Here is a 26,482-nt window from a genome sequence, read left to right as displayed (position 1 = left end):
ACTCTTTTGTTATTCCATGATCCTTTTCCAAATCTTATGGCTTGGACGCTGTTGCTCGATTTGACTCATGTTCCGGGGGATGTCGTGCCCGACCCATACCCCAGTGGTGAAGGTGTCTGTTAATCCCATCACCCAGTAGTCATGATAGTTATTGGTGGTTCCGGTTTTGATTCCCACATAAGGTTTTGAAACGTAAGCTGCTCTTCCGGTTCCCGAAGTAGCTGCTTCGGTCAACATATTCCTTATTTTGGATGTAGTATCTGCGGACCATACCTTCTTCTCATCATTCTTCCATTTATAAAGGACCTTGCCGTTGGTGTCTTTCACGTGGATAATGGCATGACTCTCCTGATAATTACCATCAATAAAGGATGTGTAGGCATCGGTTAATTCTAAGGGTGACATTCCATAAGTGAATCCTCCAACAGATGAAGCAAACGTTTTGTCCTCTTTTAAGACCTTTTTAAAAGAAAAAGCGGATAGGTAGTTGAAGGCTTCATCTATGCCGACTCTCTCCATCAATCGAAGTGCCGGGCTGTTATAGGATTGTGCCAGCGATTGTTTCAAGGTCACATCACCAGGCTGAACCCCTCCATAATTCACAGGACAATAATCACCGATGCAGTACCGGTTTGCATTCACTCTGTCTGTAATGGAAGCCTGGTATTCCTCGATATACGGCCCATATACGAGGAGTGGTTTTATCGCTGAACCCGGTTGCCTGAAGGCTTGGAATGCATGATGAAAATTGTATTTCTGATAGTCCCTTCCGCCGGACAATGCCACAATGGTCCTGGTCTTGTTATCGATGGTGATGGTGGCACCCTGCAGCTCTCCCTGTAAGTTCTCATTTAAGGCATGAACACTTCTTTGTTGAAGATCAGGGCTTAAAGCAGTTTGAATCCGGACACCTGAGGAAATCACTTCCTGAAAACGTTCCTCAAGCTTCTGACCGATCCTCTCTTTTTCTTCAGGAGATGCTGCGTTATCAAACTCTACTTTGAACCCCTCGTGCATGGAGATCAGTTCTTTTAATTCGTTTTCAACGTAAAAAGCGTAGTCAGGGTATAAGTCTGTCTTCTTGCGGACGTTTAAGGAAATCGGAACTTTTTTTAGTTTTTCCGCCTGATCTTTGGAAAGCTTGGACGTAGTCACCAGAATATCCAGGAGTCGCTCCTGACGAACTTTCGTCTGATCGAAATGATCGATGGGATCATATTTTCCGGGATTATTGGGAATTGATGCAATAAATGCCATCTCTGCTTGGTTCAGTTCCGTTACACTCTTCTGAAAGTAATATTGTGACGCTGTTTCAATCCCGTAAACGCCGTTACTGAAGTAAATGACATTCAGATAAAGCTCTAAAATTTCATCTTTTGATAATGATTTTTCAATTTCATGGGCATAAAATAACTCGGTCAATTTACGATTGTACGTTTTTTCCTGACCTAGATATAAATTTCTTGCGAGCTGTTGTGTAATCGTGCTTCCACCCTGTTGAATGTGGGTAAACACTAAATTTTTCACCACAGCCCGAAGAATCGCTCCGGCATCAAATCCAACGTGTTCATAAAAGTGCTGATCTTCTGACGCGACAAGAATATCCTTTATAAAGAGAGGAATCTGTTCATCCGAAACATATAAGCGATAGGGACGGTTAACCTCTGAAAAAACACGCCCGTTTTGGTCGAGAAGCAAGCTCGTCCGGTTCAGGTCTATAGTATCTGTACTTACTGCGAGTTCCAGTTCCTTTTGAAAGCTTTGTACTTTGTTTAATTCATCCGTTGTAAAAAATAATGTGGTAAAAAATATGAGCATAAAACTGATAACCGATATATAACCTGCGAAAACTCTCATTTCTCACTCTACTTTTCTAGTAATCTCTCACATGGCTGGTTGTTTCAGAATGACGTATACTCCACCATAATAATCCAAACGCGCCTAAGAATAAAGCACCTGTTACATAAAAAACGGAAGAAATACCAATATATCCGGATACAATTCCTCCGAAAGCAGGTCCAACCACGTTTCCCAGAAAACGAAAGCTTTGATTGTATCCAAGCACTTCCCCTTGCATGCTTACAGGGGCTTCCTGACGGATGTAAGCCGTCACACAAGGAATCATCCCTCCAATCGCGATTCCGAACAAGAAACGGAACAGGACGAGCTGCCACAGTTCAACAGCCAGTGCCTGGGGAACGATGAAAATAGCGGCCAGGATCAGGAGGATCGATAAAACTTTCTCATAACCGATATCATCACCAAGCTGACCCCATCGTCTCGTCGCGAGTAGATTTCCAAATCCCGTAGCAGAGAAAGCAATTCCCGCCAAAAATGCCAGGTTCGTAGAAGAGGTAAGTTCGTCTACATAAAGGGCGAGAAGAGGCTGGATGCTAAAATTCGCTACCTGGATTAGGAATGACAGTAAGATAACCGTCACTAATAATTTATGACTGAAAATATGCTGAAGCACTTCTTTACTTGAATACTGGTTTCGTTGATTACGCTGCTCTTTGCTCCGTTGCTCATTAATGCCTGCCCATACAACAGTCGCTGCTACAGCGATGGCAATGGAGGTGAAAATAAACGTATAGGAAAAGCCCACATTATCGGCGAGGATCCCACCAATGACCGGACCGAATAACCCTCCTGATACGGTTCCCATTTGCAAGGTCCCTAATGTGCGACCCGCTTCCTCCTTTGGGGTTTGGGAGGAAATAAGGGCCATTGAGGTAGGGATGAAGCCTGTCACAGCACCCATGACCATTCGAAGTAGAAAGAGTCCCCATACCGATTCCATAAGGCCCATCAGAAAAATGGATGCTGCAATTCCGTAACCTGTGATCAAGAGGATCGGTTTATACCCGAAACGGTCCCCGACTCGTCCCCATAAAGGAGAAATGAAGAAAGCCGTTAAAAAGGTAACCCCGAAAACAAACCCTGACCAGCGCTGTACATATTCGTGACTGTATGTACCAAAGGTTTCAATATAAAGGGATAAAAACGGCAAGACCATTGTGGCACTTGCAGCTACCATGAAATTGGCCAAAAGCATAATCGTTAGATTCTTTTTTTTGATTGAAATGGTTAACACCTTCTATGTGATATTTATTTCGTATAACTAAATATTCATTTTATTAAAGAAACAGTCGCCAGTCCACCGAATAACATTTATTCACGCTGAAAACCTGGAATTAGTCATATTTTCTAGGTCCAGCATGATATAATGTAAGAATAAGAAGTATGGGAAAGTGACGCGTGTACCACTTTATGAATTCTATTTTTTTTAGATAAATTGGGGTCTTATCCACATTTTGAGGAGGGAGTATAGTGGCGAAAGCGGATCAGCTTGTGTTCATAGATTTTGAGTTTTCTATGCCGGAAAGACATAGAGTCCCCAAAGGTTTTTTTCCTGAAATTATTGAAGCCGGTGTCGTGGTGGTTGAGAAAGGGAAAGTATCCGATACGTTTTCATCTTATGTGAAACCGACTGCGTTTCCCAAACTAACCAATCGCTGTAAACGGTTCTTATCAATTAATCAGCAGGAAGTGGATTCGGGAATATCGTTTAAGTGCTTGATTGACTATTTCAACGGTTTAAATGCAAGGGGAGTCGAAAAGGTAGTGACGTGGGGAAACATGGATATGAAGGTACTGAGGGATAATTGTTCCCAGTCTGATATTCCATTTCCTTTCCAAGCTCAATTTGTCGACTTGTCCATGGAATATAAACGCTTCTTTGGTGATCAAAACCAAACGGGACTATGGAAAGCAGTCCAGGAATACGGGAGAGAAGGAGTCGGAAAACATCATAAAGCATTAGATGATGCCCTCACCACCCACCATATCTACAACCTGGTCGAAAAAGACAAAAAATACCTCGATAAAGCTGAACCCACCACCATAGGGGACAGAATCGACCTCTCCAAATTTTACAATCAGCTTGCATGACGAAATGAGGGACGGACCTTACCGAGGTCCGTCCCTCATTTTCGGTTAAAATGTCAGACTATACATCAGTTCATATTCTCTCTGAACGGATTGAAGGGTTTCAAGGCTCTTTTGGGCGTGAGGGGAAGAGTCTGCTTCCAGCTCATTTTTAAGGGAAAGGTAGGCAGCCACTAATGATTCATTATAGTCTGGTATATCGCCATCAAAGGGCTTGACCATTTTTTTCGGCATGTTTGCCTGCTCACGGTGGGCAAGGGCTTTTCGTTCGTGGAACAGTGGAACATCAACCTCCTGAGGGTTATGGAGGTCCCCTTGTCGAGGGTGCTTCAACACTGAGAGGATCTTCACTACATAGGCACCGGGCCGCTCTCCGGTCACTTCCCCGATATATTTCCCGGTTTTATAAAAAGCCGTGACATAATCACCAATTTGTATGTTTTTCATAAAAAAACCTCCTCTAATACTTCAAACTCTATTATAATGAAAGCGGAATGAATTGAGAAATAACTACTATAAAGGTAACATGTGGAGGTACATATATGAAGCGTCTGATGATCGTGATCCTGTGTTTACTAGGTTTAGTACTTGCTTCTTGTGGACAAACAGAGAAGGAAGATGCCACTAAAGAAGAAACACAACAAACAGAGGAAAAGAAAACTACAGAAGAAACCAAAGGAGATGACCCAATGACATTCCCTCAGCTTACAACAGAAGTTGCTGAAAACGAAAAATTAGTAGAAATGAAAACATCAATGGGAACGATTAAAATAAAACTATTCCCAGAGCAGGCACCTAAAACCGTTGAAAACTTTATCACTCATAGTGAAAACGGCTATTATGACGGACTGAAATTCCATCGAGTGATCAAAGACTTCATGATCCAGGGGGGTGACCCGAATGGAAACGGAACGGGCGGGGAAAGTATTTATGGCGAATCCTTTGAAGATGAATTCTCACCTGAATTATTCAACCTTCGTGGCGCCCTTTCCATGGCCAATGCAGGTCCTAATACGAATGGAAGTCAATTCTTCATCGTGCAAAAGGATGACATCGATCCACAATTTGAAGAGCAAATGAAATCAGCAGGTTTCCCATCAGAAATCATTGACGCCTACATGAAAAATGGTGGAACCCCTTGGCTTGATCAAAAGCATACCGTGTTCGGTCAAGTGGTTGAAGGCATGGACATCGTTGATGAAATTGCTAACGTAGAAGTTGGTGCGAACGACCTTCCAAAAGAAGAAATTGTGATCGAAAGCATTAAGGTTGTAAAATAGTAATGAGAGAGAGCGATGGACCCTATTAGAGGTCCATCGCTTTTTGATTATAGCATGTAGGCCCTGTAGGTGCTAGAAATGCAGGATTATACAAGTATTTCCTCGGAAATTGTCGAGGGTTGTTCGAATAATAGTTCAATAAATCGTTAAAAACAGAACGATTTCAAGTTGGTTTGTCCTTTACAGTGTTGGTATAATAAACGAAGAGTTTGTTTTTTGAAAGGAGCTTACGATGCTTTCTTCTTTTGTATTAAATCTATTTCTATACTTTCCTGAAGACAAGTCGGAATATATCCCGGCAAGCATTACAATGGCCATCTTCTTAATAGCTGCCTTATTGACGTTCCGTTTAATTATAAAGGTTTCAAAACGTGAAGAATTGAAAACGAAAAAGATGGAAGAGGAAGCGGCGCAGCATAAAAGGGAATCAGAATAATAAGAGTGAAACGCGCTTAAATATCTAGGCGTGTTTTTTTTGTGCTGATTCTGTGCAATTTCCTTCGGATACCACCTCCTGCCTGATCCTTTTTTTCGCGCAAAAAAGGAATACATTTTCCCTCAAACGTTAACAATGGAGGAAGAGTATGCAGATTTGGAGGAAGAGCGATATGAAAAAAACATCATTATTATATATGGTCATCATGAGCGTATTACTTGGGGCATGTGCCATTGAAAACCCTAAAAAGGTCGAAGTGGAAATGAAAAATGAGAACGGGGATTCACTTGGAAAAGCCATTCTGCAAGAGAAATCAGACGGAGTTGAAGTCGACTTGGATCTTGAAGGTTTGCCACCGGGTGAGCACGGGATTCATATCCACGAAAAAGGAGTATGTAAACGTCCGGATTTTGTCTCTGCGGGCAATCACTTCAATCCGGATGACACCAAACATGGACTTCTTCATCCTGAAGGAGCCCATGGAGGAGACCTGCCTAATATCATCGTGGATGATGACGGTACAACAAAGGCAAAGCTGATGGCAGGAGGGGTCACCTTGACAAAAGGAAAGACATCTCTATTTACAAAAGAAGGTACTTCTTTGATCATTGATGAAAATAAGGATGATGGCATGACACAGCCTTCTGGTGATTCCGGTAAACGGATTGCCTGCGGGGAGATTGTGAGTGATAAGAAGAAATAGAGTAAGTAGAGGGTTTACAGCATAGTTTGTACCAGGTACAAATGACTTGGATTGTACCTGGTACAAAAAAGTAATCACGGAAATTGAAATGAAAATGCAGAAGTTGAAAATGACTCATAAACATCCCATTTTATCAATTTCAGCTGACAAAAAGAGAAAAACCAATCGGTCATTGAAGCGATGACCACCCTACAAAAGAAAAACGGGAAGAGTTGTCAGCAACTCTTACCCGTTTTTACTATTAACTTAACGCTTTTCGCAATCTTTCCAACCCATCCATCAGCGTCGTTCGTGGACAGGCAATGTTCATACGTACAAAACCTTCCCCGCCAGGCCCGTATTTCGTTCCGGGTTCCAATGCGAGTTTTCCTTTACCCAATAGACGTTCCTTCAGTTCTTCATCTGATAGATCCATCTTTGTGCAATCGATCCAGAGCAGGTACGTTCCTTCTGCTTCCACCACTTGAAGCCCTGGTAAATGCTTCCCTATGAATTCCTTCGTCACCCTCACGTTTTCCTGCAGGTACCTAAGTATTTCCTTCAGCCATTCTTCACCAAAGCGATAGGCTGCCCCCATTCCAACAATCCCAAAGGTATTGAGAGTGAAGAAGCCTTGTTTTTTATGAATGGCGGCGATTTTTTCCCTTAGATCCGGATTGGGGGTGATCATGGCTGAAGCCTGCAATCCTGCGAGATTAAAGGTTTTACTTGGTGCGATGCATGTAATCGTCATATCCCGGAACGAGTCATTCAGGGACGCTAATGGGAAATGCTTGTGCGTGTCGTAAACCAGATCTGAATGAATTTCATCCGAGACGATCACGACATTGTACTGCTGGCATAATTCAGCCATTTTTGTAAGCTCTTCTTTCTTCCATACACGTCCGCTCGGATTGTGTGGATTGCATAGTAAAAATAACTTTACACCTGTTTTCAGTGCTTCTTCAAAGGCATGATAGTCGATGGAATAGCTGCCATCCTTATACTCTAATTGAGCATTGACTATTTCCCGGTCATTGTCTTCCACCAGGCTGAAAAACGGTGTATAGACGGGGGACTGAATGAGTACTTTGTCACCGGGTATGGTGAGGGCTTGAATAATGGTTGAAATGGCCGGCACGACTCCTGGGCTGTACTGCAGCCACGTATTCTCGATGTCCCAGCCGTGACGCTTTTGTAGCCAGCCTTTAATGCTTGCCGCCGTTTCATCGCCGACGAAGGTATAACCAAAGATTCCGTGCTTCAACCGTTCCTGCAGGGCGTCCAATACCTCTTGTGGAGGAAGGAAATCCATATCTGCCACCCACATGGGGAGGACATCGTCTTTTCCAAATACTGTCTTCGTCAGATCCCACTTGACGGAGGATGACCCTTTTCGATTGATGATCTCTTCGAACTTACTCACAGGATATTCCCCTTTCCAATATGTATTTGTCAGTATAATCATAAGATGTAATCGTAAAAGATGAAAATGATTTGTTCAGAGGTGATCCAGAGTACAAAGGTTCGTGTTCGATTTAACGGTCTAATAGAAAAAGGGACTTCTCCCTACGTTTCAGAAATGAGCGCTTGGGAAAGTCCTTTTTTGTATAGTGGTTGTGTCTGAGTATCGTCGGAAAACTCTGCCGCACTTGCTGATACAAATTGATGAATGTGTTCCAATACTTCCTCAGGTTTTTCTTCAGGAACGAGATGACCGGTTTCCTTTAAAACCACCAGCCTTGAGTTAGGGATATCTTGTTTGAGCTTATGTCCGGTGGATAGCGGTACCACTCTGTCATGTTCTCCCCAAACAAGGAGGCAAGGTGTTTGGATGTTACGCAAGTCGTTCCCTGATAAATCTCCTTCACGATCTCGAATCATCCTTGTTAAGGCCTTGAAAATATCATCTTCCAGAAAAGGTTTCAAATACCCAAACATCATTTCATCATCAATCATTTTTGAATCATGTACCACATTTTCAAGATTATTTCGTACCCCTGATCGAGTAAGCCACAGCTTTACATACAGATGGAAAAAGGGAATGTGACTCAGCATCGTGACAGGCCACTTCATTTTCTTGAGATAGCCGGAACTGCATAGAAGAACACCTTTTTCGACTAATGAAGGTGCTTTTTTCATCACGTTCAAAGCGATTTGACCACCCATTGAATGACCCGTTAAATGGATATTCCTAACATCCAAGTGGTCCAGCAAGGCGATGACCGTGTTGGCCAGGTTGTCGTAAGAGTAGATAAATCGATTGTTTTTCTCGCTGTTCCCAAAGGGAGGAAGATCGATGGATATGACATTATAATTTTCTTTCAGAAGAGGTGTAAGCCTTCTAAAGCTAAAGGTTGACGATAGAAATCCATGAAGAAGGACGAAGGTTTCCGAGGCAGTAGGATGCTGATGATGTTCAAAGTAGACATTAGCACCATTCACTTGAACCACTTTTGCAAAATCTTGTTCTTGCATACTTCGTCACTCCTCTCTACTGGCTTACAGGTATTTTACCCGTAATTACGCATTTAACACCTCTATTTGAAAGTTATAACATATTCAATTGTAATTATAGATGGAATGGGGAAAATAGTCTTAAAGTGATGATCCCTCTTTTCATAATAGTGACTTCTGATATAATAAAACCATTTAGTGGTGATGAGGAGGAAGAAGAATGCAACTGAGAGAAATGGAGCTCGATTTAGTAAGGATTTTACAGAAGGATGCCAGAATTTCCACAGAGAGTTTAGGGAAAATGCTTCAAGTATCAACTGAAGAAATTGAGGAAGCGATTGAGAAGCTTGAAAAAGACAATGTTCTGGTCAGGTACAGTTCCGTTGTGGATTGGTCCAAGGTAGAAGGCCATGAAGGGGTAACGGCGATGATCGATGTAAAAGTCGCTCCAAAAAGAGGAGTAGGATTTGATGAAGTGGCTCATCGTATTTATCGTTACAAAGAAGTGAAAAGCGTCTATCTAATGTCGGGGGCGTATGACCTTTCTGTGACGGTGGAAGGCCGTTCCATGCACGAAGTGGCTACTTTTGTTTCTGAGAAGCTATCCACTCTGGATTCTGTATTATCTACAACAACTCACTTTCAATTAAAGAAATACAAGCATGATGGAACCATTTTTGGTGATCATGGTGAAGATAAACGAATTGTGGTGTCACCATGACAACAAAGACCTCTTACATATCTCAATCAGTGAAAAACTTAAAGCCTTCCGGCATCCGGAAATTCTTCGATTTGGCTGCAAATATGGAAGGTGTCATATCGCTCGGGGTTGGGGAACCGGATTTCATTACCTCCTGGACGGTTCGGGAAGCTGCGATTCTGTCCTTGGAGCAAGGCTACACCTCATATACGGCGAACGCAGGCCTACTTGAACTCCGGGAAAAGATTGGCTTGTATATGAAAGAAGGATACTCCGTCGACTATGACGCGAAAAATGAAATCATTGTAACTGTAGGTGCCTCTCAAGCCCTTGATATCAGTATGCGGGCAATCATTGATCAGGGAGATGAAGTGATTGTAGTGGAGCCAAGCTTCGTTTCCTACGTACCACTTGTTCAATTGGCAGGGGGAGTACCTGTAACGGTTGAAACCAAGCCGGAAAATGACTTCAAAGTCACAGCCGAAGAACTTGAAGCAGCCATCACTCCACGAACGAAAGCCGTCTTACTTTGTTCGCCCAATAATCCGACAGGGACGGTCCTTGAAAGAAAGAACCTGGAAGAATTGGCAGTGGTGATTCGGAAGCATGATCTGGTGGTCCTTTCAGATGAAATCTACTCTGAGCTGGCCTATGATCACCACCACGTGTCAATTGCATCTTTAAAGGACATGAGAAAACGTACCATTGTGATCAATGGGTTTTCAAAAGGGTTTGCCATGACGGGCTGGAGGCTTGGGTTTATTTGTGCACCTGAAGAGATCGCTTCCTCATTACTTAAAATTCATCAATACGCCATGATGTGCGCTTCTACCCCTGCCCAACATGCTGCTGTCGAGGCACTGGATAAAGGGATGGATGATGTGATGGAAATGAAGCGAAGCTATCGTCATCGACGTCACTATTTTGTAGACTCCTTAAATGAACTGGGCTTAACATGCCATACCCCGGGAGGAGCATTCTATGCCTTTCCATCCATTAAGAAAACAGGGTTGTCTTCAGAGGAATTTGCAGAAAAGCTCCTTATGGAAGAAAAAGTTGCAGTTGTACCCGGCAATGTATTCGGTAAAGGTGGAGAAGGATATATCCGCTGTTCTTATGCGTCAAGTATGGAGCAGCTGCAGGAAGCCGTGAAACGGATGAAGAGGTTCGTTGAGAATCATAGTTAAGAAATGAAGGGTGCCAGGCACAAAAGAACACATTTGTGCCTGGCACCTATTTTATTTGGGCAAAAAAAATAGGACGATTAATATCGTCCAACAAATGAAAACAAAAGGGGGAATACTTAGAAAGCTTATTTTCAGTATGACCTCATTTTTAATTGGTTATACATCACTTAATAAAAAATTTTTATTGCTGGCTCTTTTCATATTTCAGTTCATATAACATTTGCATCACACGCAGGAAATCATCTTCAGAGAATTCCTTTGCTTTGCGGAGGATCAACTTCGTACGTTTGGGACCCAATTCTTTGATCAGCTGCTCCATTTCAGCATCAACTCCGGTCGGATGATGATCCTTTACTTCCCGTTCAAGCAGCTCGGAAGCTGGTATATCAAGAACGGTTGACAGCTTTAGAATCGTTTGTGTATCAGGGATTTGCAGATCGGATTCATACTTTTCAATCGTCTTGGTGCCTAATCTGGCCCTTAAAGCAAGCTCCTGTTGAGATAATTTGCGCTCTTCGCGTACCCGTTTTAAATTCTCACCAAAATGTGACATGCTAAAGTCCCTCCCCATAGAATAACTTCCTTATATCTATAGTTTATCATCATTTGAAAAAAAATAGCCCGCCTTCCCGTGAACAAAATGTTAAAAATAAAAGGCCCGTCTTTAGGGACGGACCTCTCATTTAAGATATGAAAACAAGCAGAATGGCTACTGGTACGATGTAACGCAAAAGAAAGATCCAGCTGTTGAACAGGGCCGGTGATATAGACGAACCGGATTGGATTTCGCTCCAAACATCTTCTCGTTTTAATCTGTAGGAAACGAATATACTGATCAGTAATGCCCCTATCGGCAATCCGAAATTGCTCGTTATATAATCGGCAAAGTCAAAGAAGTTCTTTCCTTGAATGAGGAAATCATCGAATACACCAAATGAAAGAGCACTTGGAATACCCGCAAAAAACACAAGGATTCCGATTAACCATGTAAATGGCTTTCGTTTCGACTGATTTCCTTTTGACAGTGCGGCCACTCCGATTTCAAGAATGGAGAATGCAGAAGTCAACGTTGCAAACAACAGTAGAATCAGGAACACTGTTAAGAAAATGCCACCGAAAGCAATTTCATTAAAGACGGCTGGAAGGACAACAAAAGCAATCCCCGGTCCTTCATCAGGTTGGAAACCAAGAGCGTAAACGGCAGGGAAGATGACCAATCCTGCCAGAAGTGAAATAAAGATATTTAACCCGGATACGCTGATTGCAGACCGTGGCATACTATCCTCTTTTGAAAGATAGGATGCATACGTCACCATGACAGAAAGTCCGACAGTAAGGGCAAAGAATGCCTGTCCTAGCGCAAGTAACACCGTTTCCCCATTCAAATAGCTCCAGTCCGGCAATAATAGAAAGCGGACACCTTCCATTGCGCCTTCTAAGGTAAGGGATCTGATCACCAAAATAATAAATAAAATAAATAATGCCGGCATCATATAACGGCTTGCACGTTCAATCCCTTTTTGAATCCCGCCTTGGACCACAAGGATTGTAATCACAATAAAGATGAATTGGGCAATCAGCACTTCCTTAGGATTTGCTATGATGCTTTCGAATAAGGTACCATACTCAGCTTGAGTTTTCCCGATTAAAGACCCCGTCACACTTCGGGCCAAGTAAGAAAGGATCCATCCGCCCACAACACTGTAAAAGGATAATATGATAAAAGAAACAACCGTTCCTAAATAGCCGATCCAATGCCAATAGGAATGGGGAGCTAACTTTTTATAAGATGTAACGGCGTCTGCTCCGGCCCGTCTTCCAATGACAAACTCTGCCAAAAGTATGGGGGCACCGATCAAAACGGTAAAAAGGATAAAGAGTAGGAAGAAGACACCTCCTCCATTTGCACCTGCCATATAAGGGAATTTCCAAATGGCACCGAGGCCTATAGCAGAACCGGCAGCTGCCAAAATAAAGCCAATCTTAGAAGTCCACTGTTCTTTTTTGGCCAAGATTAAGATCCTCCTTTCAAAAAAATAAGATTTTTCAATCGTACTATGTTTTACACCCCCTGTACACCGGAATTTTAAATTTTCAATATATAAGAAATATGGAGGGAAATGTCATAAAAGTAGTGTCTGAGAGCAATATCAACAGATTCATTTCCATTTATTATGTGTGAAAACGTTTGAAATCATTACATTTAACCTAATTTCTAGAAAAGTAGTCAAAAACATGCTGAATGGGCTGGAAATTTCTCCGAGATGTAGTATACTAATTGTAACAAAACGTTCACAAATTATTCTTTTTTTCGCCATAATTGAAAGCGTTTACTATATGATTGGAGGAATTTAATATGGATGTATTTCTTGTGTATCTATTTATCGCAACGGCTACTCCGCTATTTCTTTGGATTGAACATCGTAAATGGGCGGTTCTTCATATCCCATTTGTTATAGCCTTATGGGCAGTGTTTATTTATTACGTAGCGGTTCCGGAACTTGGAGGATGGGGACATGTGACGCTTTGGAGCCTGTTTGTTGCCAATCTTGCATTCGCCCATATTGCAGCCTTCATGCTTTATGCCCTGCCTTTTATTCAAAAGCAGAAAAAGAAAAAAGCCATCACCATCAAAAATCTATAGTCTGATCCGATGTTCATCGGGTCAGGCTTTTTTTTTGGTCAATTTTAAAAGAATGGATCCATTTGTAAATAAATGAAACAAAATCCACTTCGCAATCGTTACATAAATGAAAGCATCAAAGGAAAAGGGGGAAAAGCATTGGAAAATGAGCACTTGATCGAGCGTGCAAAAAAAGGAGACTTGCAGGCATATAGCCTTTTAATCACATATTATTCTCCCATTGTTGAACGGTTTGCCTATCAGATGGGGAATTCCATCGCCGATATACCAGATATCACACAGGAAGTGTTCATTCGTGTATACCGATTTCTGGACGGGTTCTCTTATGCGAAATTTACAACCTGGCTTTATAAAATCACTTTAAATGTGTCGAGGGACTTTAAACGAAAAGAAAATCAGCATACTAATCGAGTGAAAAAAATCGGGAGCGAACCTTCAGAAAACGTCACTACACCTCAAGACCGTATCCTGAGGCAGGAAGAGGATCGGATGCTCCACGAATGCATTCAAAGGCTGGATGGTAAATATCAACTACCAATCATCCTTTATTATTTTCATGAAAAGAAGTATGAAGAAATGGCTGAAATACTGTCAATCAATTTATCTACTGTCAAAACAAGACTTTTAAGAGGAAAAAACCTCTTGAAAAAAGAACTGGAAGAGGCTGAAAAAAGGGAGGGGAGATTGAATGGATGACAAGATGCTTGAAAAACGCATGGAATTATTGAATCAATCGTATAAGAAAATTCCAGATCAGACCAATCCCTCAGACATCATACAAGCCATAAAACAAGAAGGGAAATCCCAAAAGAAACGAGCACTTATTCATTGGCCATACGTCGCAAGTTTCATTGGTGTCCTTCTGATCAGTGCGGTGCTCATCCTGCAGCTTACGATGGATGAACCAGGAAGACAGAATGGGAATCAAACTGATTTAGCAGGTGAGTCAGACCAACGACTTCAAAGGGAAATAGAAGATGCGAAGGTCCAATATGATGTCAGGAAAACACAGGCAATGGAGCGGCTAGGGTTTACAGAAGGCATATTTAATTCGACAGTGATCGCCCGGGATGCAGGGAGGCACCTCACATATATCGAGTCCATTCCAATGAGGGACTTTTCATATGAAAGAAAAGTGGAGTGGGTTCAGAGAGCGAGGGAGGAGTTGGATCAGATCCTGGCTACTCCTGATGTAATGATGAAAAATCTGAAAGCTCCTTTAACGAAGGAAGAAGCAGAAGTATGGGTTGATGATTTTATTAATAAGGAACAAGATATCCTCCCCCTATACGAGGATGAGTTGAATGAGTATAGGGAATATTGGATGACTCATGTTGAGAATGGAGAGCTCAATATGAAGGAGTTCAACCATATGAAAAACGACTATCCCCCAAAACTATGGTTGTTACGGGATGGAATATTCAATAATGCTGTTAAGCTATCGTATAACAATGAGACGGACCGGCTTGAAACGACATTGGATGTGGAGTACTTCAGGATGATCACAAATCATAAAGCCTTACCGGAAGGGTATGAATTATATATGATTACCCGGTTTGACCCAGTGATTAAAGCAGGTGAATTGACAGGAACATGGAAAGAAGCAGCAGATCGCTTGATGGACTATGAAAAGTTATTAAAGGAATTGCCGGATAACTCAAGATTCAGAGTAGAAGTGAAGCATGAATACGATCTTCTCTATCAATACTTCACTGATGGAAATGTGTATCAACCCATCTTCGACGAAAATGATAAAATGAAATCAAATGTAGAAAAAACCTACCGTTATATTCTGAAAGAGTACCCGGATTACACAACGTCCCTTCATCTGAAAGAAGTATATGAGGAGTTGAAACGTGTAAATTTCGTTAAGCCAGATCGTTGGGTTCATTCGACACCGGTCATTTTGTCTTCAGAGACAGAAGAATTATATAAAGAGAGCTAAGTTTTACACTGTTTTAATAATTTCAATAATTGGGAAGCATAACTAGTGAGAAAGCAATTATAGGTGGGAAATCGAAGAAAATGGATTTGGTTGCAGAGATCCGATAGAATAAACCTTTGCCGAATCACGGATTCTATGATATAATCTACAATTGCGTGTAAAGACGAAAAATAATATATATACTAGGAGTGTTACCATGACTACAAAATTCGAAACAGGAACTGTTGTAACAGGTAAAGTTACAGGCATTCAACCATACGGTGCATTCGTTGCACTTGACGAAGAAACTCAGGGATTAGTTCATATCTCTGAAATCACTCACGGCTTTGTTAAAGACGTAAGCGAGCACCTTTCAGTAGGCGACGAAGTAAAGGTTAAAGTATTATCAGTGGACGAAGCAGCTGGTAAAATCAGCCTTTCTATCCGTGCTACAGAAGAAGCTCCTGCAGCACCACAAGCAAAACCTGCAGCAGCAAAAAAACCTCGCCGTCAAGGTCAAGGAAGTGTAAAGCAAGCAAACGAAGAAACAACACCAGCTGGCTTTAACACTCTTAAAGACAAACTTGAAGAGTGGATCGAGCAATCAGAACGTGAAGATCTAATCAAAAAATAATACTATTTTTAAGAAGACTGCCTTTCTTTTAAGGCGGTCTTTTTGTTTATCTTTTTTGGAAAAGAGGAATTGTACTCTATCTTAGAGAATTTATATTATAATTGGAAAAACTAGTTGAAAGGCGGGATGAATTGAAAGAAAAAATAGGGAAACTATTAAATGAAAATCAATGTACTCACATCCTCTATTCTTATCATGATCGAAACCGATATCTAGAAAATGTCATTGCGTATGTGCTCGAGGGAATCGAAAAGGGAGAATCGATTGTTCTTATTGAGAACGAGAGGAACCTGAATGTATTGCTAAAACAGTTAAACAATCAATTAACGGACGACCAATTAAAGAAAATTAAAGTTATCAGTAACTTTGATTTTTATCAATCGAGTGGAAGCTACCACCCTCCAGCCATTTATGAACAACTAACGAAATCCATTACTCCATTTTTAGAGAACGGTCTTTCTTTTCGTTCGTGGACAAATGTGGAATGGGGTACACTTGACAATCCTTCTTCAATCATAGAATGGTTCGAAACAGAGACGGATAGAGTCGTTCATGAACATAATCTGACCCTCGTTTGTGCGTATGAGGCTGAGAGAATGCCTGAGCATCTGGAGGAAGCCCTGAAAAAAAGCCATCCTCACATTATGAAGGATGATGATATTATGGTGTCAAAAGTGTACAATTCAGGGCGAGAATTAAAACTAAGACGATAAACCCAATGATTATGGGTTATCGTCTTTTTTGTGTGGGTATACCTATCCTCCAATTCGAAAGGGATTTATCGAAAAATATAGAATTTTGTAACAATATACTTGTCCGTACCTCCTTAATGGCATATAATGAAAAATGAAAGCGCTTTAATTTAAAAATACATAAATACAGGAGGATCTTAGATGCTTTATAATAATCCGAATACTGAAGGTTCATTGGTACAATTTAAAGGCCAGTATGAAAACTTTATTGGTGGAGAATATGTGCCCCCGGCAAGTGGCGAATATTTTGAAAATGTATCACCTGTCACGGGGAAGGTTTTCACGAAAATTGCCCGTTCAAACAAAGAGGATGTAGAAAAGGCATTGGATGCAGCACATGCAGCGAAAGACGCATGGGGTAAAACCTCTGCTACGGAAAGATCCATTATCTTAAATAAAATCGCTGATCGAATGGAAGAAAATTTAGAAATGCTTGCTGTAGCCGAAACATGGGATAATGGTAAGCCGGTTCGTGAAACATTAGCTGCTGACCTACCACTTGCGATTGACCACTTCCGTTATTTCGCCGGATGTATCAGAGGACAGGAAGGGTCTCTTGGTGAGATCGATAATGATACGGTCTCATATCATTTTCATGAGCCGATCGGGGTTGTTGCCCAGATCATCCCTTGGAACTTCCCGATTCTGATGGGTGTATGGAAGATTGCCCCTGCACTTGCTGCGGGTAACTGTGTAGTCTTGAAGCCTGCTGAGCAGACACCGGCTTCGATCATGGTTTTGATTGAACTGATTGAAGATTTGCTGCCTAAAGGTGTACTGAATGTGGTTCAAGGATTTGGAGTGGAAGCGGGAAAACCTCTTGCGCAAAGCAAGCGTGTCGGTAAGGTAGCCTTCACTGGTGAAACGACTACAGGTCGCCTGATCATGCAATATGCTTCTCAGAACATTATCCCTGTCACGTTGGAGCTTGGTGGTAAATCACCTAATATCTTCTTTGAAGATGTAATGGATCAGGATGATGATTTCCTTGATAAAGCAGTCGAAGGTTTCGTCATGTTTGCACTGAATCAAGGAGAAGTGTGTACATGTCCTTCAAGAGCGCTAATCCAGGAATCGATTTACGATAAGTTCATGGAGCGTGCGATTGAACGCGTGAAACAAATCAAACAGGGGAACCCGCTGGATTCAGATACAATGCTGGGTGCCCAAGCCTCACAAGAACAATTGGATAAGATTCTATCTTATATTGAAATTGGGAAAGAAGAAGGAGCGGAATTACTCATCGGTGGTGAGCAAAATACGCTGGATGGAGATCAGGAAGCAGGTTTCTATGTGAAACCTACAGTCTTCAAAGGCAACAACAAAATGCGTATTTTCCAGGAAGAGATCTTTGGGCCAGTCGTTTCCGTTACAACGTTCAAAACGAAAGAAGAAGCTCTTGAAATCGCCAATGATACTCTTTATGGACTTGGAGCAGGTGTATGGACGCGTGACATGAACACGGCTTACCGTTTCGGCAGAGAGGTTCAAGCAGGACGCGTATGGACTAACTGTTATCACCAATACCCGGCTCATGCGGCATTCGGTGGATACAAAATGTCCGGTATCGGTCGTGAGAATCATAAAATGATGCTATCACACTATCAACAAACGAAGAATTTACTAGTCAGCTATAGTCCTAAAGCGTTAGGATTCTTCTAAAATGGAACAGCGACTAGAGGCAACTGAACAAGCCCTCCAGCTGATTGAAACCTTAAAGAGCAAGCATGGGGCTCTTCTCTTTCATCAGTCTGGAGGATGTTGTGATGGCAGTTCTCCTATGTGTTTAAGTCAAGATGATCTGATCATCGGTGACAGTGATGTATTGGTAGGTACTGTAGCTGACTGTCCTTTTTATATGAACGAACAGCAATATGAGTACTGGAAACACTTCCGGATCATATTGGATGTAAGGGAAGGAAGGGGAGGAGTGTTCTCGTTGGAATCAACGGAAGGCGTCCGCTTCATCACGGATTCCAAACTGATCAAGGCATAAATGTAAATATTATGGTTCTACCCTTCTACTCTCAATAATAATTTTTAGAGACAACTTTTTTATAGGTTGTCTCTTTTTTATTACCTTGAGAAAGATTGATTGAGTGACTATCAGATGGTCAATTCGCTAATTTTAATGATTACTAATTTAAAATAATTTTAATTTGTAATTGACTTTCATTCTCAAATAGTTAAAATAAAACTATAATTACTTAATAATTATTATAATCTAAAGGAGTGTCTGAAGTGGATAAAAGAAAACTAACAACGAATCAAGGTGCCCCGATCGGCGATAACCAGAACTCAATTACAGCTGGAGAAAGAGGACCTGCGCTGCTTGAAGATTATCAACTAATTGAGAAACTTGCTCATTTCGATCGTGAACGAGTTCCTGAAAGAGTCGTTCACGCCAGAGGAGCAGGAGCGCATGGTGTTTTCATTACAAAAAACAGCATGAAAAAATATACAAAAGCCGCACTTTTTCAAGAAGCTGGAAAAGAAACACCTGTATTTGCCCGTTTTTCCACCGTCGTCCATGGCCAGCATTCACCGGAGACACTGCGTGATCCCCGTGGATTTGCCGTGAAATTTTATACAGAAGAAGGAAACTGGGATTTTGTGGGGAATAACCTTCCTGTCTTCTTTATCCGTGATGCCATGAAATTCCCTGATATGGTTCATTCTTTAAAGCCGAATCCCCAAACGAATATCCAAGAACCTGAGAGATATTGGGATTTTATGTCCCTGACCCCGGAATCAACGAATATGCTGCTCCATCTCTACACAGATGAAGGGATTCCTGCGAACTATAGGCAAATGCGCGGATCCAGTGTTCATGCGTATAAATGGGTGAATGCAGCTGGCAATACAGTGTATGTAAAGCTTCGTTGGAAGCCTAAACAAGGCACCCAGAATCTAACAGTTGAAAATGCGGCTAAGATTCAAGGGGAAGATTTTAACCATGCAAGTCGTGACCTATATGAATCAATTGAAAAAGGAGATTTTCCGGAATGGGATCTGTATGTTCAGGTTCTCGACCCAATGGATATGGATTCCTTTGATTTCGATCCGCTTGATGCTACGAAGGACTGGTCGGAGGATGACATCCCATCTCATTTTGTGGGTACGATGATCTTAAATAAAAATCCAGAAAATATCTTTGCGGAAACGGAATCAGTGGGCTTCAATCCTGGAGTGCTGGTGAATGGAATGCTTCCTTCCGAAGATAAGTTACTGCAAGGAAGACTATTTTCCTATTCAGATACACAGCGTTACCGGATCGGTGCTAACTACATGCAGCTCCCGATCAACTGCCCATTTGCTCAAGTGGCGAATAACCAAAGGGACGGACATATGACATTCAAGCAGCAAATGAGCCCTGTAAATTATGAGCCGAACAGCTTTGATGATACGCCGAAAGAAGTGGCGGGGTATACAGAGGTTCAACAGCCGGTGACAGGAGAAAGGGGAAGGCAGAAAATCCAGAAAACGGACAATTTTGGTCAGGCCGGTCGCATTTACAGAAGCTACCCCGAAGAAGTGAAGAAGCAAGTCGTGAAAAATATTTCAAGTGAATTATCAGGAATCAACGAAAGGATTGCCCTGCGCGCAGTGTGTAATTTCTTCCGGGCGGATGAAGGGCTTGGAAAGGAATTGGCGAAGAGTATCGGGGTGGATCTGACACCTTATTTGCAGCATGTGAAATAAAAAGGGATGAGTACTGGACTTTTTATCGGTGAAGTTGTGCTGATGAAGGGGCTGGTGCTCTTTTTCTATAGTTGGGGAGAATTAAGCGATACGACAAATTTCGCAACACACCAACCGCCCCCTTACCACATCTCCACCCCACCAAAAAAGCCACTCCCCAAAAAAAAGAAAGTGGCCCTAAACCAACATCAAAATGCATTCCGCTCAATCCCGTACTTCCGTATCCGATACTGCAGATTCTGCCTGCTCATCCCAAGGGACTTCGCCGTTTTAGTGATATTAAAGTCATGGTATTTCAACGCTTTTTGAATATAATAGGTTTCCGCTTCTTCCATGAAAATTTCCAATGGCTTGATTTCGGTTCCGGATTGGTAGAGGAACTCCGATTCATCCTGACTTTCTTCTCCAGTCGCCATATGATGAATCCTCTGCCTGAATCCGAATGGAAGGTGGTTGAAACCAATCTCCTCTTCAAAGCCAACAAGATTAAAGGCTCCCTCAATGACATGCTCGAGCTCCCTCACATTGCCAGGCCAGTCATACTGCTGGAAGATTTCACTTACTTCATTCGAAACCCCCTTAATACTCATGGCGAAATGGTGGTTGAACCGATCAATGAAGTAATTCACAATCTCCGGTAAATCTTCTTTCCTCGAACGAAGAGAGGGGATGAAGATTGAAACAATGCTCAGCCTGTAATAAAGGTCCTTTAATAACCGTCCTTCTGCGATGGCGTCGATGGGATCCTCGTTCACAGTCGCCATCACCCGCACATCGTATGGAAGGTCCGTCCCTCGTGAAAAGAAGTTTAGCAGTTTCTCTTGAAGGGAAGGGGTTAATGAGTTAATCTCGTCCAGTAGCAGTGTGCCTCCCTGTGCTTGTTGGAAGAGGGAGGGACGGTGATCTTCCGGATTGCTGTCTTTTACCTCATCGTGAAATAGGATTTCTTCAAGCATATCATCACGTAATGATGAGCAATTCTGGGTGATGAAAGGCCCATTGGCACGGGCGCTGTCGTTGTGGATGCTTTGTGCAAAAAGCTCCTTCCCGGTACCGATTTCCCCACATATCAACACAGGGGAAGGCGTCCTCGTCGCCCGCTTCCCGGTTTCCACGGCGTCCTGCAGGCGGTGATGCTTACCGATGATGCTGTCAAAGGTAAACAAACTGCTCGGACGCTTCTGTATATGATCTCTCATAACCTTTTCAAGCTTCGTTATGTCACGGGCAATTTCAATCGCCCCTATCAAGACACCATCGTGAAAGATCGGGAAGGTGTCGTTCATCGTCGTGATTTCGATTCCGTTTATATTAAAATAAGTTTGCTTCACATTGAGGGTTGGTTCCTTTGTGTTCAAAACTTTAAGAAGGGTGCTTTCTTCTTCAGAATGAAATTGGAAAACATCAAGCAAATTTTTATCAAGGACGTCTTCAATTTCCATCCCTTCTATTTCTCTCATTTTACGATTGTAGATGATGGTTCTTCCAGTAGAATCGATGACATGAACGCCTGATTCGAGATGTTCAGCCACTTTTTCGTACATATACAAACGTTTTTCGGATTCCAGCATGCTGTCTCTCTCCTCTTCTTTTTCAATAGGTCTTACTGCAAAATGTATCGTCAATAAAACATTATTTTGCGCAAATTTTCCATCCGTCCGTTGCTGAATTTAACACTCTTAAGGAATTGAATCGGCAAAAAGAGCGGAATTATAAAAAATTTTTAAAAAACTCTTGAAAAATGCAACTATCTTTTGCATTATTATAAGTGTAAGGGTTTTCTAAATGCAAATTTTTTTTGCATATCTGTTAACTAGCCTTGTCATATGGCTTTAAAAATAAAATGCTTTTAAGCAAGGAGGAACTTTCATGACAGTAAGTACTCATTCGATTATTGAACAAACGGAAAAGTATGGTGCGAAAAACTATCATCCCCTACCAATCGTTATTTCAGAAGCAGAGGGTGTATGGGTAAAGGATCCTGAAGGGAATAAGTACATGGATATGCTTAGCGCCTATTCAGCTGTAAACCAGGGACATCGTCATCCAAAGATCATCCAGGCGTTAAAAGATCAAGCGGATCGTGTGACATTGACTTCACGTGCATTCCACAACGATCAATTGGCTCCTTGGTATGAGAAGATTTGTAAGATGACGGGTAAAGACATGGCCCTTCCAATGAACACTGGTGCTGAAGCAGTGGAGACAGCGATCAAGACAGCTCGCCGCTGGGCATATGATGTGAAGGGTGTAGCCGAAAACAGTGCAGAAATCATCGCATGTAACGGTAACTTCCACGGAAGAACGATGACAGCTGTTTCCCTTTCTTCAGAAGAAGAATACAAGCGTGGCTTCGGTCCGATGCTTCCGGGAATCAACTTGATTCCTTACGGTGACTTGGAAGCATTGAAATCTGCCATTACCCCAAATACAGCAGCTTTCCTGATCGAACCTATCCAAGGAGAAGCAGGGATCGTATTCCCTCCTAAAGGCTTCATGAAAGCGGCATATGAATTATGTAAAGAAAACAACGTCCTATTCATTGCAGATGAAATTCAGGCAGGTCTAGCCCGCTCCGGAAAAATGTTTGCTTGCGAGTGGGAAGATGTTGACCCTGATATGTACATCCTTGGAAAAGCACTTGGAGGAGGGGTATTCCCAATTTCATGTGTTGTGGCGAATGAAGAAGTATTAGGTGTATTCAACCCAGGATCCCATGGTTCTACTTTTGGAGGAAATCCAATGGCATGTGCGGTTTCCGTTGCATCACTGGATGTACTGATCGATGAGAATCTGGCAGAGCGTTCTCTTCAAATGGGAGAATACTTTATGAGTAAACTTCGCGAGATAGATAATCCTATGATTAAGGAAGTTCGTGGTAGTGGTTTATTTATTGGAGTGGAACTTAACGAACCAGCCCGTAAATACTGTGAACAGCTGAAAGAAGAAGGACTGCTTTGTAAAGAAACGCATGATACTGTCATTCGTTTTGCCCCACCACTTGTCATCTCACAAGAAGACCTGGATTGGGCAATCGAAAGAATCAAAAAAGTATTATCTTAATGCCCGTGGTGGTTCAAGATTCACCAAGAAGATTTTTTCTTGAACTGAGCGTAATAAGGCGTGAAAATAAAAATTATTTCTTTTCCAAGTCAATGGTTTAAGATACGGTAATATGTTACAATTACAACGTTTCAGATCACATAATAAAGAGGCGAATGTTTACAATGGGAGAAAACCTTAATCTGTTTACTTCTACACAGCATGTCATCAATGATGCTTTATCTAAGCTAGGATATACGGAAGAAATGTATGAACTTCTGAAAGAGCCGATTCGTATGTTGACCGTTCGTATCCCGGTGCGAATGGACGATGGCAGTATCAAAGTATTCACTGGCTACCGTGCACAACATAACGACGCAGTCGGGCCTACCAAGGGCGGGGTACGTTTCCATCCTGAAGTGGATGAAGAGGAAGTAAAGGCTTTATCCATGTGGATGAGCTTGAAATGCGGAATTGTTGATTTACCATACGGTGGAGGAAAAGGCGGGATCATCTGTGATCCAAGAACGATGTCTTTCACTGAACTTGAAAAGCTAAGCCGCGGTTATGTTCGTGCCATCAGTCAGATTGTCGGCCCTACAAAGGATATTCCGGCACCTGATGTGTACACAAACTCTCAGATCATGGCTTGGATGATGGATGAATACAGCCGTCTTCGTGAAAATGATTCACCAGGATTCATCACAGGGAAACCGATTGTTCTTGGCGGTTCGCAAGGTCGTGAAAAGGCTACAGCTCAAGGTGTTACAATCTGTATTGACCAAGCTGCAAAGAAACGTGGCATTGACATCAAAGGTGCACGCGTCGTGATCCAAGGTTTTGGAAACGCCGGAAGTTTCTTGGCGAAGTTCATGCACGATGCGGGTGCGAAGGTCATCGCCATTTCTGATGCCCATGGTGCCCTACATGATCCGGCAGGTTTGGATATTGATTATCTATTGGATCGTCGCGATAGCTTCGGTACAGTAACGACTCTATTTGAAAACACGATTTCGAATAAGGAATTATTGGAGCTCGAGTGTGACATCCTTGTTCCTGCAGCGATTTCAAACCAAATCACTGAAGAGAATGTCTATGATATTAAAGCATCCATTGTGGTCGAAGCTGCAAACGGTCCGACAACCTTTGAAGCAACTCGAATTCTTTCTGAAAGAGGAATACTGCTTGTACCCGACGTACTTGCAAGTGCGGGCGGAGTAACGGTTTCATACTTTGAATGGGTTCAGAACAACCAAGGGTACTATTGGACGGAAGAAGAAGTAAACGAGAAGCTTCATGCTAAACTTGTCGAAGCTTTCAACAATGTATACGAAACATCTCAGAATCGTCGAGTGAATATGCGACTAGCCGCATACATGGTCGGCGCACGCAAAATGGCTGAAGCCTCAAGATTCAGAGGTTGGGTGTAACGATCGCATAAAATAAAGAACGTATCCTCAATTTATTGGGGATACGTTCTTTTTTCGGTTTGGAAAGGAAATTTCTCTTTTGTATCGAAATGATTAGAGAGCATCGATTCTGGGTAAAATCATTGAAATTGACAATAAACAGAAATCGTCGTACGATAAAAACGTTCTTATGTTTAAACTATTAAACATTAATGATTTGGAGGGATCCATGTGTCAACTGAAATGATGATAGAGGAAGCTTCTCTTGAAAAAGTTGAATCAACACTTCAACAGCATAAGCAATTTTTTAAGTCAGGGGTTACCCGGCCAATTCAATATAGAAAAGACTTGTTAGAGAAATTCTCGGCCGTCATTAAAAATCATGAAGCAGAAATCATAAATGCATTAAAATTGGATTTAAATAAATCTGAGATGGAAACGTATGCGACGGAAATAGGTATCCTGCTTGAAGAAATCCGATTCGTACTAAAGCATATCGACGAATGGGCAGAGCCCAAAAAGGTGAAAACAGCAAAGACCCATATTGGCTCGAAAGCTTACACGGTCCCGGAGCCTTATGGGGTCACATTGATCATTGCTCCTTGGAATTATCCGATTCAGCTTGCCCTGGCACCTGTCATTGGAGCGATAGCAGCAGGGAATACAGCCATCATTAAACCATCAGAATTAACTCCTGCTACATCGGTATTATTAGCGGAAATGATCAATACTCATTTTGACCCAAGACAGCTTTTCGTGATTGAAGGTGGAGTGGAAACGACGCAGCATCTCCTAAAACAGCCATTTGATTATATTTTCTTTACCGGAAGCGTTCCAGTTGGAAAAGTGGTGATGGAAGCAGCGGCAAAACAATTGATACCTGTCACTCTTGAACTTGGTGGGAAAAGTCCTTGTATAGTGGATGAAACGGCGGATATCCCTCTGGCTGCCAAACGTATCGCCTTTGGTAAAGTGACAAATGCCGGGCAAACGTGTATTGCACCTGATTACCTTTTTATTCATAAAAGCAAGAAAGATGAATTCATCACTGAATTTAAGAAAACGGTTATTGAATTTTATGGAACAGAACCGCTTAAAAGTGATAAGTTCGGGCGGGTCGTCAACGAACGTCATTTCAACCGTATAACAAGCTATTTGGAAGATGGTGAAATCCTTTTAGGGGGGAACATTGATCCCTCCAGTTTAAAAATCGAACCGACCTTAATGGAGCCCAGAGACTTTTCAGTACCGGTGATGCAGGATGAAATATTCGGACCGATTTTCCCGGTCATTGAATATGAGGATCTTGACGATGTCATTGAATTTGTGACTGAGCGACCAAAACCCCTGGCACTTTATTTGTTCACCAACAATCCAATCACAGAAGAGCGAATTAACGGATCGATTTCCTACGGTGGCGGTTGTGTGAATGATACACTCATGCACATCGTTACACCATATCTTCCTTTCGGAGGAGTAGGGGAGAGTGGAATTGGAAATTACCACGGAGAATCAAGCTTCTCGACCTTCTCACATTATAAAAGCATCTTGAAGCAGACGACGAAATTTGACTTAAGCTTCCGTTATCCAAGTGGAAGATTTGGTATGCAGATTATTAAGAAGTTACTGAAATAAGAAAGGCGACCCAGAGAATGGGTCACCTTTTTTAAATTGTACGGGAGATC

The 26,482-nt window shown here is 42.0% G+C and carries 25 protein-coding genes; 17 read left to right on the top strand and 8 right to left on the bottom strand.

Annotation, left to right across the window (positions count from 1 at the left end; all coding sequences use genetic code 11):
- Window positions 1-9: 9 nt before the first annotated feature.
- Together ACCB35_RS18110 and ACCB35_RS18105 are read right to left on the bottom strand one after the other, a co-directional pair.
- Window positions 10-1,857, bottom strand: a complete 1,848-nt coding sequence (locus ACCB35_RS18110) for a transglycosylase domain-containing protein (protein WP_374054746.1) — start codon at window positions 1,855-1,857, stop codon at window positions 10-12.
- Window positions 1,858-1,873: 16 nt separating this feature from the next.
- Window positions 1,874-3,085 carry an MFS transporter gene (locus ACCB35_RS18105; RefSeq protein ID WP_374057069.1) on the bottom strand — a complete coding sequence of 404 codons (1,212 nt, stop codon included), beginning with the start codon at window positions 3,083-3,085 and terminating at the stop codon, window positions 1,874-1,876.
- A 245-nt stretch (window positions 3,086-3,330) separates the two neighbouring features.
- Between ACCB35_RS18105 and kapD the strand changes: the two genes are divergently transcribed.
- Entirely contained in the window at window positions 3,331-3,951 is a 621-nt protein-coding gene (gene kapD, locus ACCB35_RS18100; protein WP_374054745.1) for a 3'-5' exonuclease KapD, read from the top strand.
- 45 nt (window positions 3,952-3,996) lie between these two features.
- On the opposite strand, the gene ACCB35_RS18095 is transcribed toward kapD, so the two are convergent.
- Window positions 3,997-4,395 carry a kinase-associated lipoprotein B gene (locus ACCB35_RS18095; RefSeq protein WP_374054744.1) on the bottom strand — a complete coding sequence of 133 codons (399 nt, stop codon included), beginning with the start codon at window positions 4,393-4,395 and terminating at the stop codon, window positions 3,997-3,999.
- Between the two features lie 242 nt (window positions 4,396-4,637).
- On the opposite strand from ACCB35_RS18095, the gene ACCB35_RS18090 reads away from it, so the two are divergent.
- From ACCB35_RS18090 to ACCB35_RS18080, 3 genes are all read left to right on the top strand, one after another.
- Window positions 4,638-5,228, top strand: a complete 591-nt coding sequence (locus tag ACCB35_RS18090; protein WP_374057068.1) for a peptidylprolyl isomerase — start codon at window positions 4,638-4,640, stop codon at window positions 5,226-5,228.
- A gap of 232 nt (window positions 5,229-5,460) precedes the next feature.
- On the top strand, window positions 5,461-5,664 hold the full coding sequence (locus tag ACCB35_RS18085) for a hypothetical protein (protein ID WP_044338116.1): 204 nt from the start codon (window positions 5,461-5,463) through the stop codon (window positions 5,662-5,664).
- A 172-nt stretch (window positions 5,665-5,836) separates the two neighbouring features.
- Entirely contained in the window at window positions 5,837-6,367 is a 531-nt protein-coding gene (locus ACCB35_RS18080; protein ID WP_374054743.1) for a superoxide dismutase family protein, read from the top strand.
- Window positions 6,368-6,608: 241 nt separating this feature from the next.
- Here the strand turns inward: ACCB35_RS18080 and ACCB35_RS18075 are convergent, their stop codons facing one another.
- Both ACCB35_RS18075 and ACCB35_RS18070 read right to left on the bottom strand, forming a co-directional pair.
- Window positions 6,609-7,814: a MalY/PatB family protein gene (locus ACCB35_RS18075; RefSeq protein ID WP_374054742.1), complete on the bottom strand. Its 1,206-nt coding sequence runs from the start codon at window positions 7,812-7,814 to the stop codon at window positions 6,609-6,611.
- Between the two features lie 101 nt (window positions 7,815-7,915).
- Complete coding sequence (locus tag ACCB35_RS18070; protein WP_374054741.1) at window positions 7,916-8,824, bottom strand: alpha/beta fold hydrolase; 909 nt, start codon at window positions 8,822-8,824, stop codon at window positions 7,916-7,918.
- A gap of 199 nt (window positions 8,825-9,023) precedes the next feature.
- Here ACCB35_RS18070 and ACCB35_RS18065 point away from each other — a divergent pair, with 199 nt between their 5' ends.
- Complete coding sequence (locus tag ACCB35_RS18065; protein ID WP_374054740.1) at window positions 9,024-9,524, top strand: Lrp/AsnC family transcriptional regulator; 501 nt, start codon at window positions 9,024-9,026, stop codon at window positions 9,522-9,524.
- A complete protein-coding gene (locus ACCB35_RS18060; protein ID WP_374054739.1) occupies window positions 9,521-10,690 on the top strand; it encodes an aminotransferase in 1,170 nt (389 codons plus the stop codon). Before ACCB35_RS18065 ends, ACCB35_RS18060 begins: the two co-directional genes overlap by 4 nt.
- A gap of 181 nt (window positions 10,691-10,871) precedes the next feature.
- On the opposite strand, the gene ACCB35_RS18055 is transcribed toward ACCB35_RS18060, so the two are convergent.
- Together ACCB35_RS18055 and ACCB35_RS18050 are read right to left on the bottom strand one after the other, a co-directional pair.
- A complete protein-coding gene (locus ACCB35_RS18055; protein ID WP_374054738.1) occupies window positions 10,872-11,243 on the bottom strand; it encodes a helix-turn-helix domain-containing protein in 372 nt (123 codons plus the stop codon).
- A 130-nt stretch (window positions 11,244-11,373) separates the two neighbouring features.
- The gene (locus ACCB35_RS18050) at window positions 11,374-12,702 is read right to left on the bottom strand and encodes a sodium-dependent transporter (protein WP_044338111.1); all 1,329 of its coding nucleotides are present in this window, start codon (window positions 12,700-12,702) and stop codon (window positions 11,374-11,376) included.
- Window positions 12,703-13,046: 344 nt separating this feature from the next.
- On the opposite strand from ACCB35_RS18050, the gene ACCB35_RS18045 reads away from it, so the two are divergent.
- The 8 genes from ACCB35_RS18045 (at window position 13,047) to ACCB35_RS18010 (ending at window position 20,346) form a co-directional block, all read left to right on the top strand.
- Window positions 13,047-13,334 (top strand): spore morphogenesis/germination protein YwcE, encoded by a 288-nt coding sequence (locus ACCB35_RS18045; protein WP_044338110.1) that lies wholly within the window; start codon window positions 13,047-13,049, stop codon window positions 13,332-13,334.
- Between the two features lie 72 nt (window positions 13,335-13,406).
- Window positions 13,407-14,030 (top strand): RNA polymerase sigma factor, encoded by a 624-nt coding sequence (locus ACCB35_RS18040; protein ID WP_082051188.1) that lies wholly within the window; start codon window positions 13,407-13,409, stop codon window positions 14,028-14,030.
- On the top strand, window positions 14,023-15,279 hold the full coding sequence (locus tag ACCB35_RS18035; protein WP_374054737.1) for a hypothetical protein: 1,257 nt from the start codon (window positions 14,023-14,025) through the stop codon (window positions 15,277-15,279). Before ACCB35_RS18040 ends, ACCB35_RS18035 begins: the two co-directional genes overlap by 8 nt.
- A gap of 196 nt (window positions 15,280-15,475) precedes the next feature.
- The gene (yugI, locus tag ACCB35_RS18030; RefSeq protein WP_044338107.1) at window positions 15,476-15,892 is read left to right on the top strand and encodes a S1 domain-containing post-transcriptional regulator GSP13; all 417 of its coding nucleotides are present in this window, start codon (window positions 15,476-15,478) and stop codon (window positions 15,890-15,892) included.
- Between the two features lie 101 nt (window positions 15,893-15,993).
- Window positions 15,994-16,605: an MEDS domain-containing protein gene (locus tag ACCB35_RS18025; RefSeq protein ID WP_374054736.1), complete on the top strand. Its 612-nt coding sequence runs from the start codon at window positions 15,994-15,996 to the stop codon at window positions 16,603-16,605.
- Window positions 16,606-16,785: 180 nt separating this feature from the next.
- On the top strand, window positions 16,786-18,306 hold the full coding sequence (gene adh, locus ACCB35_RS18020) for an aldehyde dehydrogenase (RefSeq protein WP_374054735.1): 1,521 nt from the start codon (window positions 16,786-16,788) through the stop codon (window positions 18,304-18,306).
- 1 nt (window position 18,307) lies between these two features.
- Window positions 18,308-18,640, top strand: a complete 333-nt coding sequence (locus tag ACCB35_RS18015) for a DUF779 domain-containing protein (protein WP_044338104.1) — start codon at window positions 18,308-18,310, stop codon at window positions 18,638-18,640.
- A 245-nt stretch (window positions 18,641-18,885) separates the two neighbouring features.
- Complete coding sequence (locus tag ACCB35_RS18010) at window positions 18,886-20,346, top strand: catalase (protein WP_374054734.1); 1,461 nt, start codon at window positions 18,886-18,888, stop codon at window positions 20,344-20,346.
- Window positions 20,347-20,534: 188 nt separating this feature from the next.
- Here the strand turns inward: ACCB35_RS18010 and ACCB35_RS18005 are convergent, their stop codons facing one another.
- Window positions 20,535-21,917, bottom strand: coding sequence for a sigma-54 interaction domain-containing protein (locus ACCB35_RS18005; protein ID WP_374054733.1), 1,383 nt, complete (start codon window positions 21,915-21,917; stop codon window positions 20,535-20,537).
- Between the two features lie 298 nt (window positions 21,918-22,215).
- Here ACCB35_RS18005 and ACCB35_RS18000 point away from each other — a divergent pair, with 298 nt between their 5' ends.
- From ACCB35_RS18000 to ACCB35_RS17990, 3 genes are all read left to right on the top strand, one after another.
- Complete coding sequence (locus ACCB35_RS18000) at window positions 22,216-23,409, top strand: ornithine--oxo-acid transaminase (RefSeq protein ID WP_044338101.1); 1,194 nt, start codon at window positions 22,216-22,218, stop codon at window positions 23,407-23,409.
- A 164-nt stretch (window positions 23,410-23,573) separates the two neighbouring features.
- Complete coding sequence (locus tag ACCB35_RS17995; RefSeq protein WP_148970825.1) at window positions 23,574-24,818, top strand: Glu/Leu/Phe/Val dehydrogenase; 1,245 nt, start codon at window positions 23,574-23,576, stop codon at window positions 24,816-24,818.
- 225 nt (window positions 24,819-25,043) lie between these two features.
- Window positions 25,044-26,432 (top strand): aldehyde dehydrogenase, encoded by a 1,389-nt coding sequence (locus ACCB35_RS17990; protein ID WP_374057067.1) that lies wholly within the window; start codon window positions 25,044-25,046, stop codon window positions 26,430-26,432.
- The last annotated feature ends 50 nt before the right edge of the window (window positions 26,433-26,482 follow it).

Origin of the sequence: Rossellomorea sp. FM04394 (genome assembly GCF_041889765.1) — a bacterium.
Classification (GTDB): Bacteria; Bacillota; Bacilli; order Bacillales; family Bacillaceae_B; genus Rossellomorea; species Rossellomorea aquimaris_B.
This window is presented reverse-complemented; position numbering and strand designations above follow the sequence as displayed.